At 62.1% G+C, this 20379-nt stretch carries 20 protein-coding genes and 1 tRNA gene; 12 read left to right on the top strand and 9 right to left on the bottom strand.

The window, feature by feature from the left end:
• Window positions 1-109: 109 nt before the first annotated feature.
• Window positions 110-1261: a GGDEF domain-containing protein gene (locus tag IE127_RS11520; RefSeq protein WP_189425808.1), complete on the bottom strand. Its 1152-nt coding sequence runs from the start codon at window positions 1259-1261 to the stop codon at window positions 110-112.
• 389 nt (window positions 1262-1650) lie between these two features.
• On the opposite strand from IE127_RS11520, the gene IE127_RS11515 reads away from it, so the two are divergent.
• The 4 genes from IE127_RS11515 (at window position 1651) to IE127_RS11500 (ending at window position 4869) form a co-directional block, all read left to right on the top strand.
• Complete coding sequence (locus IE127_RS11515; protein WP_189425807.1) at window positions 1651-2880, top strand: S24 family peptidase; 1230 nt, start codon at window positions 1651-1653, stop codon at window positions 2878-2880.
• 69 nt (window positions 2881-2949) lie between these two features.
• A complete protein-coding gene (locus IE127_RS11510; RefSeq protein WP_189425806.1) occupies window positions 2950-3975 on the top strand; it encodes a hypothetical protein in 1026 nt (341 codons plus the stop codon).
• 52 nt (window positions 3976-4027) lie between these two features.
• The gene (locus IE127_RS11505) at window positions 4028-4741 is read left to right on the top strand and encodes a hypothetical protein (protein ID WP_189425805.1); all 714 of its coding nucleotides are present in this window, start codon (window positions 4028-4030) and stop codon (window positions 4739-4741) included.
• A 51-nt stretch (window positions 4742-4792) separates the two neighbouring features.
• A tRNA-Arg gene (locus IE127_RS11500) sits at window positions 4793-4869 on the top strand.
• A gap of 72 nt (window positions 4870-4941) precedes the next feature.
• Here IE127_RS11500 and IE127_RS11495 read toward each other — a convergent pair.
• Window positions 4942-5346, bottom strand: a complete 405-nt coding sequence (locus IE127_RS11495; RefSeq protein ID WP_189425804.1) for a PRC-barrel domain-containing protein — start codon at window positions 5344-5346, stop codon at window positions 4942-4944.
• A 260-nt stretch (window positions 5347-5606) separates the two neighbouring features.
• On the opposite strand from IE127_RS11495, the gene IE127_RS11490 reads away from it, so the two are divergent.
• Window positions 5607-6170: a thermonuclease family protein gene (locus tag IE127_RS11490; RefSeq protein WP_210310479.1), complete on the top strand. Its 564-nt coding sequence runs from the start codon at window positions 5607-5609 to the stop codon at window positions 6168-6170.
• A gap of 41 nt (window positions 6171-6211) precedes the next feature.
• Here IE127_RS11490 and IE127_RS11485 read toward each other — a convergent pair whose 3' ends face one another.
• On the bottom strand, window positions 6212-7039 hold the full coding sequence (locus tag IE127_RS11485) for a manganese catalase family protein (RefSeq protein WP_189425803.1): 828 nt from the start codon (window positions 7037-7039) through the stop codon (window positions 6212-6214).
• A 335-nt stretch (window positions 7040-7374) separates the two neighbouring features.
• Here IE127_RS11485 and IE127_RS11480 point away from each other — a divergent pair, with 335 nt between their 5' ends.
• From IE127_RS11480 to IE127_RS11460, 5 genes are all read left to right on the top strand, one after another.
• Window positions 7375-7710 carry a hypothetical protein gene (locus tag IE127_RS11480; protein ID WP_189425802.1) on the top strand — a complete coding sequence of 112 codons (336 nt, stop codon included), beginning with the start codon at window positions 7375-7377 and terminating at the stop codon, window positions 7708-7710.
• A 103-nt stretch (window positions 7711-7813) separates the two neighbouring features.
• Window positions 7814-9292 carry an ABC transporter substrate-binding protein gene (locus IE127_RS11475; protein WP_189425801.1) on the top strand — a complete coding sequence of 493 codons (1479 nt, stop codon included), beginning with the start codon at window positions 7814-7816 and terminating at the stop codon, window positions 9290-9292.
• Window positions 9293-9318: 26 nt separating this feature from the next.
• Window positions 9319-10272, top strand: a complete 954-nt coding sequence (locus IE127_RS11470; RefSeq protein WP_189425800.1) for an ABC transporter permease — start codon at window positions 9319-9321, stop codon at window positions 10270-10272.
• Window positions 10269-11108, top strand: coding sequence for an ABC transporter permease (locus IE127_RS11465; protein ID WP_189425799.1), 840 nt, complete (start codon window positions 10269-10271; stop codon window positions 11106-11108). The genes IE127_RS11470 and IE127_RS11465 overlap by 4 nt, the downstream gene beginning before the upstream one ends.
• Complete coding sequence (locus IE127_RS11460) at window positions 11095-12645, top strand: dipeptide ABC transporter ATP-binding protein (RefSeq protein WP_189425798.1); 1551 nt, start codon at window positions 11095-11097, stop codon at window positions 12643-12645. Before IE127_RS11465 ends, IE127_RS11460 begins: the two co-directional genes overlap by 14 nt.
• A gap of 4 nt (window positions 12646-12649) precedes the next feature.
• On the opposite strand, the gene IE127_RS11455 is transcribed toward IE127_RS11460, so the two are convergent.
• From IE127_RS11455 to IE127_RS11430, 6 genes are all read right to left on the bottom strand, one after another.
• Window positions 12650-12865: a DUF3072 domain-containing protein gene (locus tag IE127_RS11455; RefSeq protein WP_189425797.1), complete on the bottom strand. Its 216-nt coding sequence runs from the start codon at window positions 12863-12865 to the stop codon at window positions 12650-12652.
• A 70-nt stretch (window positions 12866-12935) separates the two neighbouring features.
• Window positions 12936-14024 (bottom strand): Mrp/NBP35 family ATP-binding protein, encoded by a 1089-nt coding sequence (locus IE127_RS11450; RefSeq protein WP_189425796.1) that lies wholly within the window; start codon window positions 14022-14024, stop codon window positions 12936-12938.
• A gap of 125 nt (window positions 14025-14149) precedes the next feature.
• Window positions 14150-14803 carry a fructose-6-phosphate aldolase gene (gene fsa / locus IE127_RS11445; protein WP_189425795.1) on the bottom strand — a complete coding sequence of 218 codons (654 nt, stop codon included), beginning with the start codon at window positions 14801-14803 and terminating at the stop codon, window positions 14150-14152.
• Between the two features lie 89 nt (window positions 14804-14892).
• The gene (locus IE127_RS11440; protein WP_189425794.1) at window positions 14893-16077 is read right to left on the bottom strand and encodes an amino acid aminotransferase; all 1185 of its coding nucleotides are present in this window, start codon (window positions 16075-16077) and stop codon (window positions 14893-14895) included.
• Window positions 16078-16161: 84 nt separating this feature from the next.
• Window positions 16162-17109, bottom strand: a complete 948-nt coding sequence (locus IE127_RS11435; protein WP_189425793.1) for an electron transfer flavoprotein subunit alpha/FixB family protein — start codon at window positions 17107-17109, stop codon at window positions 16162-16164.
• The gene (locus IE127_RS11430; protein ID WP_189425792.1) at window positions 17106-17873 is read right to left on the bottom strand and encodes an electron transfer flavoprotein subunit beta/FixA family protein; all 768 of its coding nucleotides are present in this window, start codon (window positions 17871-17873) and stop codon (window positions 17106-17108) included. The genes IE127_RS11435 and IE127_RS11430 overlap by 4 nt, the downstream gene beginning before the upstream one ends.
• Before the next feature lie 265 nt (window positions 17874-18138).
• Here IE127_RS11430 and IE127_RS11425 point away from each other — a divergent pair, with 265 nt between their 5' ends.
• Both IE127_RS11425 and IE127_RS11420 read left to right on the top strand, forming a co-directional pair.
• Window positions 18139-19302 carry a M20 aminoacylase family protein gene (locus IE127_RS11425; RefSeq protein ID WP_189425791.1) on the top strand — a complete coding sequence of 388 codons (1164 nt, stop codon included), beginning with the start codon at window positions 18139-18141 and terminating at the stop codon, window positions 19300-19302.
• Between the two features lie 14 nt (window positions 19303-19316).
• Window positions 19317-20360, top strand: a complete 1044-nt coding sequence (locus IE127_RS11420; RefSeq protein ID WP_189425790.1) for an AbrB family transcriptional regulator — start codon at window positions 19317-19319, stop codon at window positions 20358-20360.
• Window positions 20361-20379: the final 19 nt, after the last annotated feature.

The raw sequence follows: 20379 nt of genomic DNA, 5'->3' as shown, positions 1-20379 counted from the left end.
TTACCATAGCTCAGAATACGGCAAGAAATGATTAAGCCGCGCCTCACAACAAGGTGCAGCGCCGCCAAAAAGCGTGCTTATCCGCTTGCGTTGCCAAACTGCCACGCCATTAGGCCACGAGGTGCAACGTCCCAAGCGAGACTTGATTCCGGCCGGAGCGTTTGGCGCTATAAAGTGCAGCGTCCGCCCGGTCCAGAACGGTTTCGAAGCGTTCGCCATCCTTGGCGATGGCGAGGCCGGCACTGATCGTGAAACGAATAATGTGCTCGCCCGCCTGAACGGTCTGAGCGGCGGCCGCTTCGCGCACACGCTCGGCGATTTTGACAGCCTGTGGAGTATTGTCCGCGTTATAGACGAATGCGAATTCTTCGCCGCCGAGGCGGGCGCTGACCGCATCCTTGGCATTGGCAAGGCAGGCACGCGCCGTCTCAGCAAACTCCATCAAGACGACATCGCCGGCTGCATGGCCGAACCTGTCGTTAACGGCCTTGAACAGGTCGAGATCGCAGATAAGGACCACCGTCCCGCTTTCGAGCACTCCTTCATGGCGCTGAAACAGCGCACGGCGGTTGAGCAGTCCGGTCAAGGCGTCCGTCAGCGATTCATCGCGGTGCCGCCGGGCGAGCCGCGTCTGATTGAGCGCAAGCGACAATGCGCCGATGCCGCTCATCGAAAAAATCGAGATCAGCGCGTTTAGATCTTCCGCCCGGTTCGACGGCGCCCCGGCCAGCACCATGTCGCCTTCCAGCATCAGAGCCAGTGCGCACAAACCGAAAGAGGTGGCATTGACGAGATAGAGCGCGCCCACGCCGAGCATGGGCACAGGAGCCTCACGCCGGCCGCGCCAGAATTCGTACGCGGTGCCGATCTGAAATGCCATGCACAAGAGATTGGCGATGATGGCCCCCAAGCCATCAAACCCGGCGATAAAGAATGGCGCCGCCGAGAAGGTGCCAAGCGTTGCGACGACGAGAGTGAAACGCAGAACGCTCCTGCGTCCCATAAAGCGTCGCGCGCTGCCCCATATCGCCGAGAAACCGAGGATCAGCATCACGAACGCCACCATATGGCGCTCTGCCGAGTAATGTTCCGCGTAATTGCTGAACACCGCAATGCCGATGACCAGCAACATCACCCCGACACCCAGATACAGCAGGAAGATGTCCGAACGCGACGCGTACCAAGCTCCCAGCAAGGTCACGCCAAGCGCTCCAGCGCAAAAGCCCAGGGCAAGCAGTAACGATATTTGGTCAAACAGCATCAACGCTTCCTTGCCCGTTGAACCGGGAGTGGGCATAAGGGTTTAACGTGTGGATTTTGTTACCAAACATGGTCTCGTCCGGTAAAACCTGAAGCGATCGAAGACCGCTAAGTCAGATGTAGGAGGACGTATGGGTTGTCGTTTTGAAAATGTAGTGCTGAACTGTGACCGGCATTCATTTGATCACCGACAGGCTTTGCAGAGAGCATTCCGCAACGCCACGCGCTATTTCTGACTGGAGAAATCCTGTTCTTAGTGTTACCCGCAAGACCAGGAGGTAGTATGCGAACGCATCGTCGCACACATATGCGCAAGCAGATCTCGCCGCATTGCCGGGCCGCGGCACCGCTGGCAGTCTCACGCCATTTCCGAACCGATGGGCGCGACGCATGAGTGCGACTGCCACCAGCCATGTTTCCGAGGCAGCGATCAATGCCCTGTTTGCGGTCATCTATCGCCTCCGGGACACGCCGCCGCTTACACCTGGCGCAGCCCAGGCATTGCGGGAACAGGCTCGCCAATCGGACGCTGTCGACACTCTGGCGGAAACCGGGCTCAAGGCAGATGGCGACGAGCTTCTGACCCAGATCAGCCGCGTCGATGCCGGCCTCGATCGCTGGTTCACATTCGGGGAGAAGCCGTCCACCTACCCTGTCAATCAGGTGGCTTACCTTCTGCGCCACTCGGGAAAACGCGAGCTCGAGCGGGCCTTCCTTGCGGTTTGGCGGCTGCATTTTCGTCAGGACCGTGTCGGCACGGATGCGCCGGACCCGCCGGTGCGATCGCGCCGTGCGCCAGAAAAGCGCCCCGCCCCGCCGCGCCTCCGAGAGCCAGAGGCAAGACGGCAGGCCGCGGCACCACCTGCAGCCCCAGTGCAAAAGGCAGCGCCCCCACCGGCTGCAGCCCCTGCCCCCAGCATAGAGCCCGAGCCACCCGCACCAGAAACAAGCGCTGCTGACGCCGCACCGCGTATCGAGCCGCAGCCGCGCATTGATCCGCGCAGTATCTCGCGAGCGCCCGAGCCGGCGGCGCGACAACCTGCGCAACAGCCCCGGCACGATCCGCAGCCCGATTTTCATTCCGCTATCGAGGCGGAGCTGTTCGGTGACCCGGAAGAGGCGCCGGACGACGAGACCGCGGTGACGGCAGCAGATGGAGCCGACCACCAGGGGCAGGATGACGATGGCCTGACAATGCTTGGCGAGGCGCTATCCGGTGCAAGCGGCCCCCCGGCGCGCAAGGATGCCAATGGCACCGGCGAGGTCACCGATTATTGGCGCGTCCCGCCGGTCATCCTTATGGCACTTGGCGGCGTACCGCCGACAAACATCGCGCTCGTACCGATCCAGGGCGATTCGATGGTGCCGACACTCCTCGATGGTGACGTGGCCGTTATCGACACGCGGCACCGCCTGCCATCGCCCGATGGCATTTACGCTCTCAATGACGCGTTCGGCGGCATCGTGGTCAAGCGGCTGGAGGTAATCGCCAACGCCGATGACAAGTTCCCGATGGTCCAGGTGATCTCGGACAACCCGAAATACGAACCGCGGCACCTCTATCTCGATGAGATCCAGGTGGTCGGCCGCGTCCTGCGCAAGTTCGGACATGTATCCTGACCGCGCGCCTTCAGCTTCAGCCCGGGTTTCATCAATCAGCGTCACCGGCCCTATCAGGAAGGCGACGCGATGAGCGGTGAGAACGGCAAGCGGCTAGACGACGACCTGGCCGGCATCGACGCGCTGATCGAGGCGGCCGCGGAGTCAGAGGGCGCGCAACCGCGCCCCGGCGCCGCGCAAGCTGAGCCCGAGGACGAGCGCGCACCAGACCTCTCGGAAGAGGTCGAGGAAACCGAAGCGCCAGACGAGTTCGCCGCAGCATTCGCTGCCGAGACTTTTTCTGCACCCCCTCCACCAGAGCCGCCACCGTTTCGATTCCCCAGCGAGAAACCTCCCGCAACTCCTGCAGGGGATGACGTCTTTGAAGCGGCAATGGCCGCCGTTGAAGCGGCCCTGACCGGAGATCTCGAACCCTTCTCGCAGGCCGCAGAGCACCCCGCTCCGTCTATCGCGCCGCCACCTGCTTCAGCCGGGCGCCCGTCGGGCCATGCTGCGGCGGGCCCTCCGCCGCGCCGGGATGCGCCCTCGGCAGAGCAAATTCTGCATGGCGATGGCGAGTTCGCCAAGGCGGTGGCGCAGCAAAAGGGCGGCGTGCAACCGGACATGATCGATGGCACGCTCGGCAGGGTCGAGGCGACGCTGCTGTTCGTCGAGAGCCACCCCGAGCATGTCTATGAACGCTCTGCCACCAGCCAGGTGCTGCGCGAAGCGGCGGCCACCATCAGGCTGTTGCGCGAAAAGCGGGATCAGAGCTGGTTGCAGATGGAGCGCTGGTTCAACCAGTGGCGCAGTTCCGAAGCGCAGTCGCTTGACCTGCAGGCGCAGCTGAAGCGCCTGACCGGGGTTAACGAGCAACTGACCGGGCTGCTGCTGATGACACGCAGCTTTTGCGTCAAGGACCGGATTTTTGTCGAGTGGCGCGGCAATAACGCCTGGGTCGTGCGCTATGAGGGGTATCTGCTGAATCGGCGCGGTCAGTGGGAGGCTGATCAGGAGGGCGAGGATCTCGAGCCCGATTATGTTAGCCGTACCCGCTACACACTGGCCGATGCCGTGACGAAGGCCCGCGCGGTCCGCCTGGAGGGGAATGGATAATGTTGCACGCGGCCATAGTGCTACTGCCCGCCAGTAGCCCGCTGGGTGCAACATGAAATGGCCATGGCCGAAGCGGCGTCGACTGCTGCCGACGCTTCCTGATCTGGCGGGCCTGCATCGGCGCAGTCCTGAAGGCGCCTCTGCCTATGTTCGCGGCCAGGCCGAACGGCATTTGAGCCAGGCCATGTCGATTCGGGTCAACAAGCTGCCTGCGGCGCGCGACGAACACCGCGAAGACCTGTTCTACGCCTATATCAGGCATAAGGCGCTCTTCATTCTCTATGATGGCCTCGGCAGCGACCCTTACATGGACGCAGAAGCGCTGAGCGCACTGGTGCTTGACCGCATAGCGGACGAACTGGCCGGCGATTTCGAGAACGAGTTCAGCCTTGATCGTTTGACGGCAGCCTTCGCTTCCGACGACGTGCTGGTGCACAGTGTTCCCGCTCTTGTCGATGGAAGGCTGGCGCAGACACTCGATCAAAAGGCGTGGGAGCGTGCAGAACACCAGGCCCGCCTGCGCGACCTCAAGCAACGCGACAAGGCCGTGTATACGCTTCTTGAAAGCGAACGCGATCGGATTGCTCAACTGTTTGATGACATGCAGAGCGCTCTTGATGATGGTGTGCCGCTCCCGCAACTGGCCCCGCATATCTGGGAGGTCGAGTCTGCTCAGGACCGCATCCGCGCGCTCAAACGCCGCCTGCTGTTGCCGGTCCCGCCCCATTGGCAGGACGAGGCGGGCATCGACCGGCTCATGCATTGACTGTTCAGGTCTTTGCCAGCCGCTCATGCTCTGGTATTGAGGGCATCGCGTGGTCCCGTAGCTCAGCAGGATAGAGCATCAGATTCCTAATCTGAGGGTCGTGGGTTCGAATCCCGCCGGGATCACCAATCTGCATGAGCGACGATAAAAAACGCCGCGGCTTTTGCCACGGCGCTCTTTGGGTCTTTGGAACGAGAGCCTTAGTCGTCCCAGCGCCCCTCATATTCAAACTTCGGTGCCGCCTCTAGGCTGGCCCGGTCGATGTCCAGCGTCACTTCCCAGTCCACGTCGTCGTCATCGGGATCTTCCTGCTCGATCGTCAGCGAAGCCGGATCGACCGCGACATAGGATTCGCCGATTCCGAGAAACCCGCCGACGCTGATCACCACAGCGGTCACGGTCGTGCCATCGCGCACGATGATGTCGTGAATCTCGCCGATCTCTTCGCCCTGAAGGTTGTCGACATCCTCACCTTCGAGCTCGGAGAAAACGAAGTCCGTCGTCTCCGGCGTCACATAGCCGATAGCGCTGTTCGCATCCTGTGCCATCGCCACTGGCGCTGCAGCAAGAAGGCCGGCAAGAGCGGTGCTTAGAAGGACTTTCATCATTCAACCCTTTGATATTGTTCAGTCTCGCGAAAAACGCCGGACCTTGCGCTGGGTTCCTGAAAAGCTCGGAAGCGTCGCCTGGTGAAGTCAAAGCGTTCGAGGGCATTCAAGCCGTGCATAAATTATCGCCGCAGCGAATACCGCATCCTCGTTAACTGTCATCAATCCTCAAAGAATTGCACCGCTTCCAGACTTCGAAGATCTGGGCGAGACTGCGGCTGAGGAAGTTGCGTTGCGCCGGTTGCATAGGGGAATTCATGAATCTGTTTCGGTTACTGATACGGGTCTTCTTCCCGCGCCGATCCTCCGCCTCGCAACCGGCCCCTACCCCCATGCGGCCATACCGCGCACCATCACGTCCGAGGCCGAGACCGCAGCCCCGCCAGGCGGCTACGCCCCTCACCCTGAAGGGGCCATGTTGGGTCATCGATGGCGATACAATCATCATCGATAATGTCCGTATTCGGCTCGCCGGAATCGATGCCCCAGAACTCGACCATCCATGGGGCAAGCGCTCTAAATGGGCTTTGGTGGAACTGTGCAGGGGCCAACAGATCACCGCACACCTCAGACCCGAACAGTCTTATGACCGGGTGGTGGCGCAGTGTTTTCTGCCCGATGGACGCGACCTTGCGGCAGAACTCGTGAGCAATGGCCTTGCGCTCGACTGGCCGAAATTCTCTGGTGGCAAGTACGCAGACCTCGAGCCGGCGGATGCGCGCCGAAAGTTGTGGCGGGCGCATGCCCGCCAAGGGGCTGGAATGAAGTCGTCCATCAAGAAGGATACCCCAGGCGCCACACATACAGGCCGCGATGGGTAAAAGAATGGCTCCCGCCATGGCGGGAGCCATTGAAATTCGGCCTAGCCGATCTGCTCGTTCTGCGCGCCCGAGTCCGGCCGCGCCTTGCCCAGGTCCGGCTTCTGTCCCAGCGGCTTGACCTTGTCGACCACCGAAAACTCGCTGCGGCCGTCGAGCGACTTGCCGGAGGTCCAACGCCCCTCTGGCGTCGGCTCGTCGAGTGAGGTGTTGAGGAAGTAGTACGAGTGCTCGGTGGCCTCGTTCTCCGTTGGCGTGGAGTTCGGGATCGGCAATTGCTTTTCCATGCCCCCGAGTTCCTCGATCACCGCCAGCCATTGCTGCTGGTGCATGGTGTCGCGCGCGATCAGGAAGGACAGCATGTCCTTCATGCCGGCATCGTCCGTCATGTTGTAGAGCCGGCTCGCCAGCACGCGCCCACCTGCTTCCGCCGTGACATTGGCCAGCATGTCGGCGCCGAGATTGCCCGTGGCATAGACATGGCTCATGTCGAACGGCACGCCATTGGCATTCACCGGCATCGCCGACAGGCCCGAAGACAAGATGTGCCGCGGGTTGGCGCCGCTGAGGATGGCATTGACCACCGGGTCCTCTGCGGCCTTCTCCTGAATGTTGGCCGGAGCCCCTTCGAGATTCAGTGCAACGGCGTGGCCGAGAAACTCGATATGGGACAGTTCTTCAGTCGCCGTCATCATCAGCATGTCGCGATATTTCGCGTCGCCGCGGGCGCCCATCGCCTGAAAGAAGTACTGCATCGCAACGCGGATTTCGCCTTCAATGCCGCCGATGGCCTGCTGCAGGTGGTTGGCAAACTGCGGATTTGGCTTATCGACGCGCACTTCGTACTGGAGCTTGGAAGAGTGGTGAAACATGTGCTGGGTCCTCTCGGGTGATAGCGGCACCTCAACAGCCACTCAGCAAGCACGTTCCTAAACGTGCGACAAAGGAGGAAGGCCTTAACCTGCATTGCGCCGGCTTAGCGCAGCCCCGAAATCCCCCATGAGTAAATCCCTTGAGCCGCAAAATTAAATAAAAACAGAACTCAATTGATGATCTACAATACTCCTAATTATCCTCAAATTACTTTCCCAAAATAAATTGACGATAGTGAAACACTATACAATATGCAAACCGGACGACTGCATGAGGTGCTATATCGATCGCCATTCCAACGACACCGCTGGAACGCGATCCGCGGAGCAAACCGATGGAGATTTCATTTCAGGCGACCCCGGTGATGCCGGGTTGGGTCACCACACCCGAACAGCGCCCCGCACAGGAGCAGGACCCGGCCCCGCAGCCGGCCGCAACGCCTACGGACGCCACCCGTAGCGGCTATGCCGTCGCTTGGCCCGTTGGTTATACCCCGAGCGCCAGCCAGGTCTCGGGGGTCGAGGCGATTGCGGCCCGTTATACGGGCCAGGACGCCCCGGACACGGTCGAGCGGATGTGGGATGAAATCCGCCGCAGCGGCCTTTATCCCCGCAATGAAGACAGCCCCGAGCCTCCACCGATTCTGATGAAGGTCGATCGTTACGCCTGACCGGACGAGCGATCTCCCGTGCACGGCAGGCAGCGCATATGGTCACGGGCCCGGTGATGGCCTATAAGGCGCCCACTGACCGAAGGCGACGGGGAGATATGTCATGCGCTCGATTGCAACACTTCTGGTGAGCGCAACGCTGCTGCTGACCGGCGTGACCGCTGTGTTTGCGCAGGCCGACGACATTACCATCGCCGTGGCGCTCGAGCCTCCCGCCCTCGATCCGACAGCCGGCGCTGCCGAAGCCATCGATATCGTCACCTACCAGAACATCTTCGAAGGGCTGACGCGGATCGATCGCGATGGGTCGGTGCAGCCAGGCCTTGCCAGCGATTGGACGATCTCGGATGACGGGCTGAGCTACGTCTTCAGCCTGCGCGAGGATGTGGTTTTTCATGACGGCTCGACCTTCGATGCGGACGACGTCGCTTTCACCTTCGAGCGCATACTCGCGGATGACAGCACCAACGCGCAGAAATCTCTTTACGAGGTGATCGAGGCTGTCGAGGTTGAAGACCCGCAGACTGTGCGGTTCACCCTGGCGCAGCCCTCCGGGCGCTTCCTCTTCGACATTGGCCGCGGCGACGCGGTGATCGTGGCGTCCGAGAGCGCTGAAAACAACGCCACACTGCCGATCGGCACTGGCCCCTACGCCTTCGTTCAATGGGATCGCGGCAGCCGGGTTATTCTCGAACGCTTCGACAGCTATTGGGGTGACAGGCCGCCGCTCGCACGGGCGACGATACAGTTCATCGGCGATACCGCAACGCTGATCAACGCGCTTCTCGCTGGCGAAGTCGATGGCACCAACAACATGGCTGCCGAGGCGCTTGAAGTGTTCGCCAATAACCCGGAGTTCCAGGTCCTGGTGGGCACCACCGAGGGCGAAGTAGTGCTGGCGACCAACAATCGCATCGAGCCGTTCAGTGACCTCAAGGTGCGCCAGGCAATGGCGCACGCGATTGACCGTGACGCCCTGATCGAGGGCGTGACCTATGGCTACAGCGCCCCGATCGGCAGCCATTTCGCGCCGCATCACCCATTCTACGTCGATCTGACGCAGACCTACCCGTACGATCTCGAGCGCGCGCGCACTCTTCTGGCAGAGGCCGGATATGAAGACGGCTTCAGCGCCACGTTGAAGCTCCCCCCGGTGGGCTATGCCCGCCAGAGCGGACAGATCTTGGCGTCCCAGTTCGCCGAAATCGGCATCACGCTTGAACTGATCAACGTGGAATGGGCGCAGTGGCTCGAGGACGTGCTGACCAACCACGATTATGACCTTTCGATCGTCGCCCATGTCGAACCCTTCGATATCGGCATCTACGCCGATCCGGACTATTATTTCGGCTACGACAATGCGGACTTCCGCGAGCTGATCGAGACCCTCAACACCACGACCGACGACGCCGAGCGCCGCACGCTTGCAGAAGAGGCGCAGCGCATCCTCGCCGAGGACGCCGTCAACGGTTATCTGTTCGAGTTGGCGCAGACCGGCGTGTGGCGGGCTGGGCTTGAAGGCATGTGGCAGGACTCCCCGATCGAAGGCCTTGTGCTGCGCGACTTACGCTGGAGCGAATGATCGGCGCCGACGTGCGGAGCCGATAGATGCCGGGCATCGCCATTCGCCGTATCGCCGGGTTCGTGGCGACGCTGCTGGTCGCGGCACTGGTTGTTTTCGTCCTTCTCGATCTGCTCCCCGGTGATCCGGCCCGGTTCATTCTCGGCATCAATGCCAGTGCAGAGGCCGTTGCGAGCCTGCGCACGCAGATGGGGTTCGACGCCCCGGCATGGCAGCGTTTTGGCGATTGGCTATGGGGCATGCTTCAGGGTGACTTTGGCATCTCCTACACGCAGGGCGCCCCCGTGGCCGAATTGATCGCTGAGCGTATCTGGGTGACGCTGCCGCTTGCCGGGGTGGCCATGGTGATCTCCGTCGCGGTCGGCCTGCCACTCGGTATAGCGGCAGCGCGCCGGCGCGGCAGGCCCGCCGATACGGCGCTGATGGTGCTGGCGCAAATCGGTATTGCAATCCCCAATTTCTGGTTTGGCCTGCTGCTCGCTCTGGTGTTTGCGGTTATGCTCGGCTGGCTACCAACCGGCGGCTTCATTCCTTGGCAGGAAGACCCGGTCAGCGCGGCACGAAGCCTCGTCCTTCCTGGCCTGGCGCTGGCCCTGCCGCAGGCGGCAATTCTGGCACGGGTGATGCGCACAGCGCTTGTCGAGGTCAGCGGGCAGGATTTCATCCGCACCGCTGAGGCAAAGGGCATGACGCGCGGCGAAGCATTATGGCGGCACGGCGTGCGCAATGCGCTTCTGCCCGTCATCACCATTCTCGGCCTGCAGTTCGCCTTCCTGATCTCGGGCGTCATCATCGTCGAAAACGTCTTTTACCTTCCGGGGCTTGGCCGGCTGGTCCTCGCCGCAATTTTGGAAAGAGACTTGGTTCTCGTACGCGGCATCACCATGGTGCTGATCGTTGCCGTCACCGCCACCATGCTGCTCACCGACCTGCTCTATACGCTCGTTGACCCGCGTGTGCGCACCGGAGGCCGGCCATGAAGGCATGGCAGCATCCGAGCTTTGTCGTGGGAGCCGCCCTCTCCCTGATATTCGCCATAGTCGCAATGCTGTCGCTGGTCTGGACGCCCTACCCGATCACCGAAATCGATATCGGGCGCCGTTTCCTGGGACCAAGCGAAGCGCATTGGCTCGGCACCGATCACCTCGGGCGGGACATGGTGTCGCTCATCATGCGCGGTACGCTGACAAGCTTTTTCGTTGCCGCCATAGCCGTTCTCATCGGCGCCGGCATTGGCGTGCCGCTGGGACTCGTCGCTGCGGGCTTTCGCGGACGCGCCGAATGGGCCGTGCTGCGGGTCTCCGATTTCATCTTCGCATTCCCGGCGCTTATCGTTGCCATCCTCATCACCACGCTGTTCGGCCCCGGCGCCGTCAACGCCATCATCGCAATCGGCATCTTCAATATTCCGGTGTTCGCGCGTGTTACACGCGGCGGAGCCCTCGCCATAAGACCAATGGCGTTTGTCAGCGCTGCGCGGCTTGCCGGGCTCGACAACTGGCAGATCGCGCTACGGCACCTCCTGCCCAATATTGCCGGGCTGGTCATCGTGCAGGCAACCATACAGCTCTCGCTCGGCATTCTCGCAGAAGCCGGGCTCAGCTATGTCGGGCTGGGCACGCAGCCGCCAGATACAAGCCTCGGCCTGATGCTGCGCGATGCCCAGGCGCTGTTCATCCTGCACCCGTTTCTGTCGCTGGTTCCCGGCATCGCCATTGTCATTCTGGTGATCGCACTCAACCTGGCCGGCGATGGTATGCGCGATCTGCTCGACCCTCGCCTCCGCTCACAGGATACCCGCAATGGCGTTGCTTGAGGTCGACGGCCTCACGGTCAGTTTTGGTGATATGCGCGCCGTCCGCGATGTCGGGTTCGCTCTCGAACCGGGCGAGCGGCTAGGACTCGTCGGGGAGAGTGGATCGGGCAAGTCGCTTTCGGCGCTTGCGGCAACAGGGCTCCTGCCAGATACGGCGCGCTGGGGCGGCCGCATCCGTTTTGGCGGCCAGCCACTGCCCCGCGACGAACGGGAGCGGGCTCGGCTGCGTGCTGAACGCGTCGGGTTTGTGTTCCAGGAGCCGATGACGGCGCTCAATCCACTGATGAAGATCAGCCACCAGATCCGCGAGGCGCTCACGCTGTCGGGCGTCGAGGGTGACATCTTCCAGCTTCTCGAAGAGGTCGATCTCGACAGAGGCTTCGCCGAGCGCTATCCGCATCAGCTTTCCGGCGGCCAGCGTCAACGCGCGATGATTGCAATCGCCCTGGCGAAGAGGCCGGAATTGCTGATCGCGGACGAGCCGACTTCCGCGCTCGACCTCATTACACAGGCACGCATACTCGATCTGCTCGATGAGCTTTGCCGCAGCCGTGGCATGGCGTTGCTGTTCATCAGCCACGATCTTCGCGCTGTTGCGCGATTGTGCGAGCGGGTCGTGGTGATGCAGGCCGGGCGGGTCGTCGAACACGGGCCGGTCGCCGAAGTTTTCAAAAATCCGCGCGAGAGCTATACGCGCCGTCTGGTCGACGCCGACACACCAAGGCTCGTGCGCCTGCCGCAGTCACGCCCTCAACGCCAGTCACTACTGGCGACCCGGGCGCTTAGCAAAAAGTACTCCCAGCGGCAGGGGTTCCTGCGCAAGCCGCGTATCACTGTGGCGGTCGACAAGGTATCACTGGAGCTCACTGAAGGTGCGTTCACCGCGCTTGTCGGGCCCTCGGGCTGCGGCAAGAGTACGCTTGCCCAGATGCTGGCCGGACTCGAGCCGTCGAGTTCAGGCGAGATCAGCTTCCTCGGGCGTGTGCACTATGGCAGCAATCTCGCAGCCGATTTGCGCCGCCAGATCTCGCTGGTATTTCAGGATCCGTTCTCGAGCTTTGATCCGCGCATGTCCGTCGCCGACTCGCTGATGGAGCCACTACGGCTGCTGCCAGACCTCGATGCCGCACAGCGTCGATCAAGAGCGGTAGAAGCCATCGAAGCTGTGGGATTATCCGCCAACATGCTGGGCCGGTACCCGCACGCATTCTCGGGCGGCCAGCGCCAGCGGCTGGCCATCGCCCGTGCTTTGATCACGCGCCCGAAATTCCTTATCCTCGACGAACCCGTCTCGGCGCTCGATGTGTCGGTGCGCTCCGAAATCCTCGGATTGCTGCTGAAGCTACAGAACGATTTCGGGCTGACCTATCTGCTGATCAGCCACGATCTCGAATCTGTTCGCCATCTTGCGGACCGGGTGTTGGTGATGTCGGCTGGCGAGATCGTCGAGGCGGGAACGCCGAAAGACATTTTCGACAACCCCGCCCACGATCTCACCAAGGCGCTTCTCGCGGCCCGTCTGCCGGCTCTCAGTTAGTCGTCTAGCGCCCCAACGTCTCGCGCAAGGCATCTATGCGCTTGGAAGCCTCGGCTTTGCTCAGGCCTTCGTCAAACGAGTCCGGTTGATGTGCTTCCTCCGACAGCGTCTTGAGATAGGAAGCCTGTGCGCCGGTCATCGGCTCTTCACCAGTCGTCCATTCATCCGGATCTTTTTCCGCATTGGACTCGGGGTGCGATTTCGGATTGATGTCGGACATGACACATGAACCTCATTCTTGAATGCTGTTCACATAATGTTCCGCAGCACCGGCGGTTCCTTCAAGGGCGCTACTGAGGCCGCAATGCCGGCGCTTCCTCGAGGATTGTCGCGACGATGGCGCTAAAGGCTTGCGCATCGGCGCCCTCCGGATTGGAGACCACTACCGGTGTTCCTGCATCCGAGAGTTCACGGATCGCCATGACCAGCGGGATCTCGCCGAGAAACGGAACTCCGAGATCAGCGGCCGCCTGCCGGGCACCGCCCGTGCCGAAAATGTCATAGCGTGTGCCGGTATCCGGAGCGATGAAATGGCTCATGTTCTCGATGATGCCGAGCACCGGCACCTGCATGCGCTTGATCATGTCGATGGCCTTGCGGGCATCAATCAAGGCCAGCTCCTGCGGTGTCGAAACGATCACGGCGCCCGATAGCGGCACCTGCTGCAACAGCGAGATATGAATGTCGCCGGTGCCGGGCGGCAAATCGACGACCAACAGGTCGAGTTCGCCCCAGTCCGTCTCGCGAAGCAATTGCCGTAGTGCAGATGTCGCCATCGGGCCACGCCAGACAACAGCCTGGCCAGGCTCCAGCATCGCACCGATCGACATCGCCTTGATTCCGTGCGCCTCGTGCGGCGTGAAAATCCCGTCTTCGCGCACCGCCGGTTTGCCTTCAAGTCCCAAGAGGCGCGGAACGGACGGCCCGTAAAGATCGGCGTCGAGGAGGCCGACGCGCAGCCCCGCCTTGCGCATTGCCAGCGCGAAATTGGCGGCAACCGTGGATTTGCCAACGCCACCCTTGCCCGAGCCCACCGCGACGATATGCCGAATGCCCGGCACCCGCTCACGCGCCGGCGGCGCCCCGCGGCCCGAGGCAGGCGCCTGGCCGCCGCCGCTATTCGCTGGTGCCCGGTCCGCCGTCAGCGAAACCATCACCTTGCGGCCCTCGGCGATTTCGCCGGCAATCTTGTGGGCAGCATCACGCGCCGGGCCGAACGCTGCTTCCATGCCCTTGCCGACCGAGATCGCGAATGCCACCGCCGATGGCGTGACGATGATTTCGGAAAGCCCGCCATAATCGGCAAGAGACCCGCCGCCGGGGATCTCGATAGTGCCAAGCGCTGAACGAATGCGCGCTGCAAGTTCGCTATCTGCCATTTTGCTTTTCCTGACGCGGCCGGGAGACTGAAACACAGACGCCGAGCGCCCTGTCGGGTGCCCGGCGCTTGATTAGCCGATGCCTGCTAGGACATCGAACGCGGAAGACGCTGTGCGCCTGCCGCCTAAAGGATCGACTGACCGGTCGACTTCCAGTCCTTGACGAAGCTCTCGAGGCCGGCATTGGTCAGCGGATGCGCAGCAAGCTTCTTGATCACCGCCGGTGGAATGGTTGCAACGTCGGCGCCGGCCATGGCTGCCTGCGTCACGTGATTTGGCGTGCGGATCGAGGCAGCCAGAATCTCGGTGTCGAAATCGTAGTTGTCGTAGATCACACGGATCTGCTCGATCAACTCCATACCCTCGATATTGATATCGTCCAGCCGGCCGATGAACGGCGAGATATAGGTCGCGCCGACCTTGGCCGCCAAGAGCGCCTGATTGGCCGAAAAGCACAGCGTGACGTTGATCTTGATGCCTTCGGAGGCGAAGGTCTTGGTGGCCTTGAGGCCATCAAGCGTCAGCGGCACCTTGACGACGACATTGTCGGCGAGCTTTGCCAGAACGCGCCCTTCGGCGACCATGCCGTCATAGTCCGTCGCTGCCACTTCAGCCGAAACCGGCCCCGGCACGATCGAACAGATTTCCTTGATGACTTCCTTGAAGTCTCGCCCGGATTTCGCAATCAGCGACGGGTTGGTAGTCACGCCATCCAGAAGCCCTGCTTCGTGCAGTTCCTTGATGTCGTTGATTTCCGCGGTGTCGACGAAGAATTTCATCGTATCCTCCAGTATCCTGTTCAGGCCCAGCCTGTTTGTCTGTCTGTTTCAACGGCACTTTCATGCCGCAAGTGATGTGCCAGGCGGGCCTAGCGGGCTGCCGCAACCAGTGCGTCGGCCAGAGCATCCACGCGGTTCTCGGGAATGCCGGCGACGTTGATCCGGCTGTCCCCTATCATATAGACACCATTCTCGACTTTTGCATGGTCAACCGCCTCAGCAGGAAGCCCCAAAAGCGAAAACATGCCGCGATGTTCGGCGATGAAGTCGAAATCATGCGTGTTCGAGCGCTGGCGGATCGCCTCGACCAGCGCCTCGCGGAGGCTGATCATGCGGTTGCGCATGGCTTCGAGCTCGGTTTCCCACTCGGCGCGCAGCGCATCATCCTCAAGAATGGTGCGGATGATCTCTGCCCCGTGATCAGGCGGCTGCGAATAGCTCGAGCGGATGATGTTCATCATCTGCGAGTTGGCGATATCGGCTGCGTCCGGGTCCTTTGCCAGAAGGATGGCGGCGCCGATACGTTCGCGATAGAGCCCGAAATTCTTCGACCCCGAGAACGCGATCAGCGCTTCGTCGACACTCGAGAGCACCTTGCGGGTGCCGTAGGCATCGGCAGAAAGGCCATCGCCGAACCCGAGATAAGCGAGATCGATCAACGGCAGGGCGCCGGTGCGCTTCAGCGAGTCGGCAACGCGGTCCCACTCGGCATTGGTCAGATTGGCGCCGGTCGGGTTGTGGCAGCACCCATGCAGCAGCACCACGTCATTGGGACCGAGCCCATCGAGCACAGAGAACAGCTCGTCGATTTTCACCTTGCCGGTGGTCGGGTCGAAATACGGATAGGTCTCGGTCTTCAGCCCGGCATTGTCGGCGATCGGCTTGTGGTTCGGCCATGTCGGGTCCGATAGCCACAGCGTCGCGTCGGGCCGGGCTCGCTTGATCAACTGCATCAAGACCCAAAGCGAGCCGGTACCGCCCGGCGCCTGGGCGATCCGCAGGCGAGCGTGATCGACACTATCGCCGGCAACCAGCTGCAGGACGGATTTGCCGAAGCCTTTGTTGCCCGCAATACCAAGATAGGACTTGGTGGTCTCGGTCTCGATCATGCGCTGTTCGGCCTTGCGCACGGGATTGAGGATCGGCGTCTTGCCGTTTTCGTCCTTATAAACGCCGACCCCGAGGTCGATCTTGTCGGTACGGGGGTCTTCGGCAAATTCTCCCATCAGCGCCAGTATCTTGTCGCCGGGGGCTTTGGTCAGTGTCTCGAACATGAGAACGCGCTTCCAGTTGGTCGCATCGGATGGCGGTGCCCGCCTTTATAGGCGGGCGTGCCGGATTTGCAATTGCAGTTCGCTTCAGGCCTGACGGACACCCCTGGCCTCGAGTTCCCTCATCAATGCCGGGACCATCTCGAACAAATCACCAATAAGGCGCAGTTCGGCGATCTGCACCAGCGGGGCTTCTGCATCCTTGTTGATGGCAATGATTTTCTTGGCGCCCTGAATTCCGGCCAGGTGCTGCAGCGCACCGGAAATGCCGACGGCTATATAAAGATCGGGCGCAATGACCTTGCCGGTCTGGCCCACCTGCCAGTCATTCGGCGCGTAGCCGGCATCGACTGCGGCGCGCGTTGCGCCAACTGCGGCACCGAGCTGAGCCGCAAGCTGTTCGATCAGCTTGAAGCCTTCAGCCGAACCCACCGAAACGCCGCCACCGACAACGATCCGAGCGCTACCGAGATCGGGGGTGTCGCCCTCCGTCCGCAGCGCATCGATCAAACGCGCTGCACTGATGACGGGCGCGTGGCTGACAGGCTCGATCGTCGCCGAATTGCCGTTTGCAGCGGGCGCGAACGACGAAGTCCTGATCGTGAGCACATGCTGCGTCTGGTTCGATGTCACAGTCTCGATGGCGTTGCCGGCATAGATCGGCCGTTCGAACCGGTTAGGCCCGAGCAGCGCCGTTACATCGGTGACCGGCATCAGGTCGAGCTTGGCAGCGAGACGCGGCATCACATCGCGACCGACCGATCCGGCAGAGGCGACGATATGGCTGTAGCCTTCCGCAAGTTCCGCGAGCAGCGGCACGAGGGCTTCCGCAGACTGGCCGACAAACCCACTATCCTGCGACACGCGAACGCGCTGCACGCCGGAGATCTGCGCAGCATCGGCAACCACCTGGTCGACACCTTCGCCGAGAACCAGAATGTCGATCGGACCGAGTTCGGCAACGGCATGGACCGTTCGTGCGGTAGAGGGCGACAAGCGGCCGAGATCATGATCGGCCAGAACCAGGACGCTCATGACGCACCCTCCATCGCTGCGACGTCTTCGGCAATGATTGCTGCCAGTTCCTCGACTGACTTCACGGCTTGCCCTCCGCCGCGTTCAGGCGGAGCCGAGACCTTTTCCGTCACGAGACGCGGCGCGGTATCGATACCGAAATCGCCAAGAGGCCGCACAGAGAGCGGCTTCGAGCGGGCTTTCATCACCATCGGCAATGCCGCGTTGCGCGGCGTGTTCAACCGCAAATCGGCAGTCACCACCGCCGGCAGCGTCAGCGAAACTTTCGCGCGGCCATAATCGACCTCGCGCGTCACGGTCAGTGTATCGCCATCCCACGTGATTTCTGAGGCGAACGTCGCCTGTGGCCTGTCGGTCAGCGCAGCCAGCATCTGCCCGACATGATTGGAATCATCGTCGACGGCCTGCTTGCCCAGCAGCACCAGATCAGGCTTTTCCTCGTCGACGATCGACGCAAGGATCTTGGCAATGGCAAGCGTTTCAAGCGTCTCGTCGGTCTCGACCAGAATGCCGCGATGCCCGCCCATTGCAAGGCCGGTGAGGATCGCATCGGTAGCGCCTTTCGGCCCGATCGAGACCACGACAACTTCCTCTGCGCTGCCAGCCTCACACAGCGCAACTGCTGCCTCGACGGCATGCTTGCAGAACGGGTTCATCGACATCCTGACGCCCTGCGTCTCGACACCGGACCCATCAGGCTTGACGCGAATGCGAACGTTGTGGTCGACCACACGCTTGACGGCAACCAGGATTTTTCCTGCCAAGGGATACTCCTCCGTTTGTGCCGAGGGTTGTTACAAATCGTCCCGTGAGCGGCAAGCCGAGCGGCAGGAAAATCGCACCATATCCCGCTGGCCCCTTGGAAAAAGCCTGCCGCCGGCTCGCTTTTGTCGCATAGCGTGTGGCAGAGCCGTGCCCCGAGGCGTAGTATCAACCATGCCCGCCAGCGACTCGCCGTCTGCAATGCGATTGACGCAACATCGCGCCACAGCAACACTGATCTGACTTTCAAGAAACCGGATTTTTCTCATGCCCATCGTCAACCGTATCGCCGAGCTCAAGCAGGAGATCACAGGCTGGCGGCATGATTTTCACGCCAACCCGGAACTGCTGTTCGATGTCGAACGCACCGCGGGCACGGTCGAGGCGAGGCTGCGCGAGTTCGGATGCGACGAGGTTGTTACAGGGCTTGGGCGCTCCGGCGTTGTCGGCATCATCAACGGGCGTGGCGAAGGCAGAACCATCGGCTTGCGCGCCGATATGGACGCCCTGCCGATCAATGAGAAAACCGGCAAGCCTTATGCCAGTACGATTGCCGGCAAGATGCACGCCTGCGGCCATGACGGGCATACTGCGATGCTGCTTGGCGCCGCCAAGTACCTTGCAGAAACGCGCAATTTCAGCGGCCGCGTCGCCGTCATCTTCCAGCCCGCCGAAGAGGGCGGCGGTGGCGGCAGGGAAATGGTCAAGGACGGCCTGATGGAGCGTTTTGCCATTGAGGAAGTGTTCGGCATGCACAACATGCCCGGCATTCCCCTCGGCAACTTCGCCATTCGCGAAGGCGGCATCATGGCCGCATCCGACCAGTTCTCGATCGAGCTTGAGGGCTCGGGCGGGCACGCGGCGATGCCACACATGGCCACGGACCCGGTGGTGATTGCGGCACACCTCGTTACGGCGATGCAGACCCTCGTCTCGCGCAATATCGACCCGCTGCGCCCCGCGGTGGTCTCCGTTACCGTGATCGAGGCCGGCAGCGCCTTCAACGTCATTCCGCAGACGGTACGCCTCAAAGGTACGCTGCGCGCACTCGATCCGGAAACCCGCGCCTTCCTGCCGGAAAAGCTCGGTGAATTCGTGCCGGCATATGCGCAGAGTTTCGGCGCACGGGCGAAATTCGAATACCTGCCCGGCTATCCGGTGACGGTGAACGCCGCCGGCCCGACAGCCTTTGCGGCAGAGGTGGCGCGTGAGGTCGCCGGCGAAACCAATGTCGACGCCGACACCGACGCCACAATGGGGGGCGAAGACTTCGCCTTCATGCTCGAAGCGCGTCCCGGCTCCTATATCTTTCTCGGCAACGGCCCCTCCAGTCAGTTGCATTCCGATACCTACGATTTCAACGACGAGGCCATTCCGCTCGGCACCAGCTACTGGATCAGGCTGGTGGAAAGAGCCCTGCCACTCGCATGAGCGTGCCATCCAGCATGACCACCGCACTGCGCGCTGCGATGACGCTCGCCATATCGGGCGCCGGCGGCTTTGTCGGCACAACAATGGGCCTGCCGGCCGGCTGGATCATGGGTGGCGCAATCGCCGTCAGCGCCGCCGGTCTGCTCGGCGCCCCGATCCTTCTGCCGGACCGGGTGCGGGATCTCGGCTTCATTCTCATCGGCCTGTCGATGGGCGCCAATGTCGCCCCGGACAGTCTCTCGCTGCTGCCGCAATGGCCGATCACCCTGCTCGCCCTTGTCGCCGAGCTGGTGCTGATCGTCACCATCACCGGCTGGGCCCTGTCCCGTCTTTTCGGCCTCGACAAGGGCACGGCCTATCTCAGCTCGTTTCCCGGCCATCTCGCCTTCATCATCGGTATGACCTCCGCCGGCATCGGCGATGCGCGCATGATCGTCATCATCCAGACCATCCGCATCGCGGTGCTGACCATCGCCGTGCCGATCGGCACCATGCTGCTGCCGATCGCGCACTTCCCGCCCGGCGCTGCGCCGACCGTCATGTCACTGGCAACGCTGCTGGTCCTGCTCGTGGCATGCGCGCTCGCGGGGTGGGGCTTCGCGCGTCTGAAGGTCCCGGCCGGCTGGGTGCTCGGCGCGATGGCCGTTTCGACCGTCGGCAAGCTCGGCGGATTCTACGATGCCGGCCTGCCGCCGATCGTCGTTATCCTCGCTTTCGTCGCCGCCGGCTCCCTGCTCGGCTCACGCTTCGCCGTCATCTCCCGCTCGGAATTTCTCAGCGCCGCAAAGGGCGGCTTCATCGCTACCGGCATCGCCGTCAGCATCACGACATTTGTCGCATTCTGCGCCAGCCTGTTCGTCGACATGCCGTATGGCCAGATCTGGGTCGGCCTCGCCCCCGGCGCCCTCGAGGGCATGGGCGCACTCGGAATCGCTCTCGGCTACGATACAGCCTTTGTTGCTGCGCACCACGTCATCCGACTGCTGCTGCTGAGCTTTGCCATCCCGGCCGTCGTCCTGATGATCCGCCAGCTCGAAAAGCGCGCTGCGAGCCAGTAGAACTCTTGCCACAATGCCA

The sequence above is a fragment of the Devosia pacifica genome (genome assembly GCF_014652635.1).
GTDB classification, from domain to species: domain Bacteria; phylum Pseudomonadota; class Alphaproteobacteria; order Rhizobiales; family Devosiaceae; genus Devosia; species Devosia pacifica.
Note: the sequence above shows the minus strand (reverse complement) of the source record. Positions and strands in the feature narration are given on the sequence as shown.

Coding starts and splice junctions, on each gene's coding strand:
- IE127_RS11520 (WP_189425808.1), bottom strand. CDS start 1,261: ATGCTGTTTGACCAAATATCGTTACTGCTTGCCCTGGGCTTTTGCGCT.
- IE127_RS11515 (WP_189425807.1), top strand. CDS start 1,651: ATGAGTGCGACTGCCACCAGCCATGTTTCCGAGGCAGCGATCAATGCC.
- IE127_RS11510 (WP_189425806.1), top strand. CDS start 2,950: ATGAGCGGTGAGAACGGCAAGCGGCTAGACGACGACCTGGCCGGCATC.
- IE127_RS11505 (WP_189425805.1), top strand. CDS start 4,028: ATGAAATGGCCATGGCCGAAGCGGCGTCGACTGCTGCCGACGCTTCCT.
- IE127_RS11495 (WP_189425804.1), bottom strand. CDS start 5,346: ATGAAAGTCCTTCTAAGCACCGCTCTTGCCGGCCTTCTTGCTGCAGCG.
- IE127_RS11490 (WP_210310479.1), top strand. CDS start 5,607: ATGAATCTGTTTCGGTTACTGATACGGGTCTTCTTCCCGCGCCGATCC.
- IE127_RS11485 (WP_189425803.1), bottom strand. CDS start 7,039: ATGTTTCACCACTCTTCCAAGCTCCAGTACGAAGTGCGCGTCGATAAG.
- IE127_RS11480 (WP_189425802.1), top strand. CDS start 7,375: ATGGAGATTTCATTTCAGGCGACCCCGGTGATGCCGGGTTGGGTCACC.
- IE127_RS11475 (WP_189425801.1), top strand. CDS start 7,814: ATGCGCTCGATTGCAACACTTCTGGTGAGCGCAACGCTGCTGCTGACC.
- IE127_RS11470 (WP_189425800.1), top strand. CDS start 9,319: ATGCCGGGCATCGCCATTCGCCGTATCGCCGGGTTCGTGGCGACGCTG.
- IE127_RS11465 (WP_189425799.1), top strand. CDS start 10,269: ATGAAGGCATGGCAGCATCCGAGCTTTGTCGTGGGAGCCGCCCTCTCC.
- IE127_RS11460 (WP_189425798.1), top strand. CDS start 11,095: ATGGCGTTGCTTGAGGTCGACGGCCTCACGGTCAGTTTTGGTGATATG.
- IE127_RS11455 (WP_189425797.1), bottom strand. CDS start 12,865: ATGTCCGACATCAATCCGAAATCGCACCCCGAGTCCAATGCGGAAAAA.
- IE127_RS11450 (WP_189425796.1), bottom strand. CDS start 14,024: ATGGCAGATAGCGAACTTGCAGCGCGCATTCGTTCAGCGCTTGGCACT.
- fsa (WP_189425795.1), bottom strand. CDS start 14,803: ATGAAATTCTTCGTCGACACCGCGGAAATCAACGACATCAAGGAACTG.
- IE127_RS11440 (WP_189425794.1), bottom strand. CDS start 16,077: ATGTTCGAGACACTGACCAAAGCCCCCGGCGACAAGATACTGGCGCTG.
- IE127_RS11435 (WP_189425793.1), bottom strand. CDS start 17,109: ATGAGCGTCCTGGTTCTGGCCGATCATGATCTCGGCCGCTTGTCGCCC.
- IE127_RS11425 (WP_189425791.1), top strand. CDS start 18,139: ATGCCCATCGTCAACCGTATCGCCGAGCTCAAGCAGGAGATCACAGGC.
- IE127_RS11420 (WP_189425790.1), top strand. CDS start 19,317: ATGACCACCGCACTGCGCGCTGCGATGACGCTCGCCATATCGGGCGCC.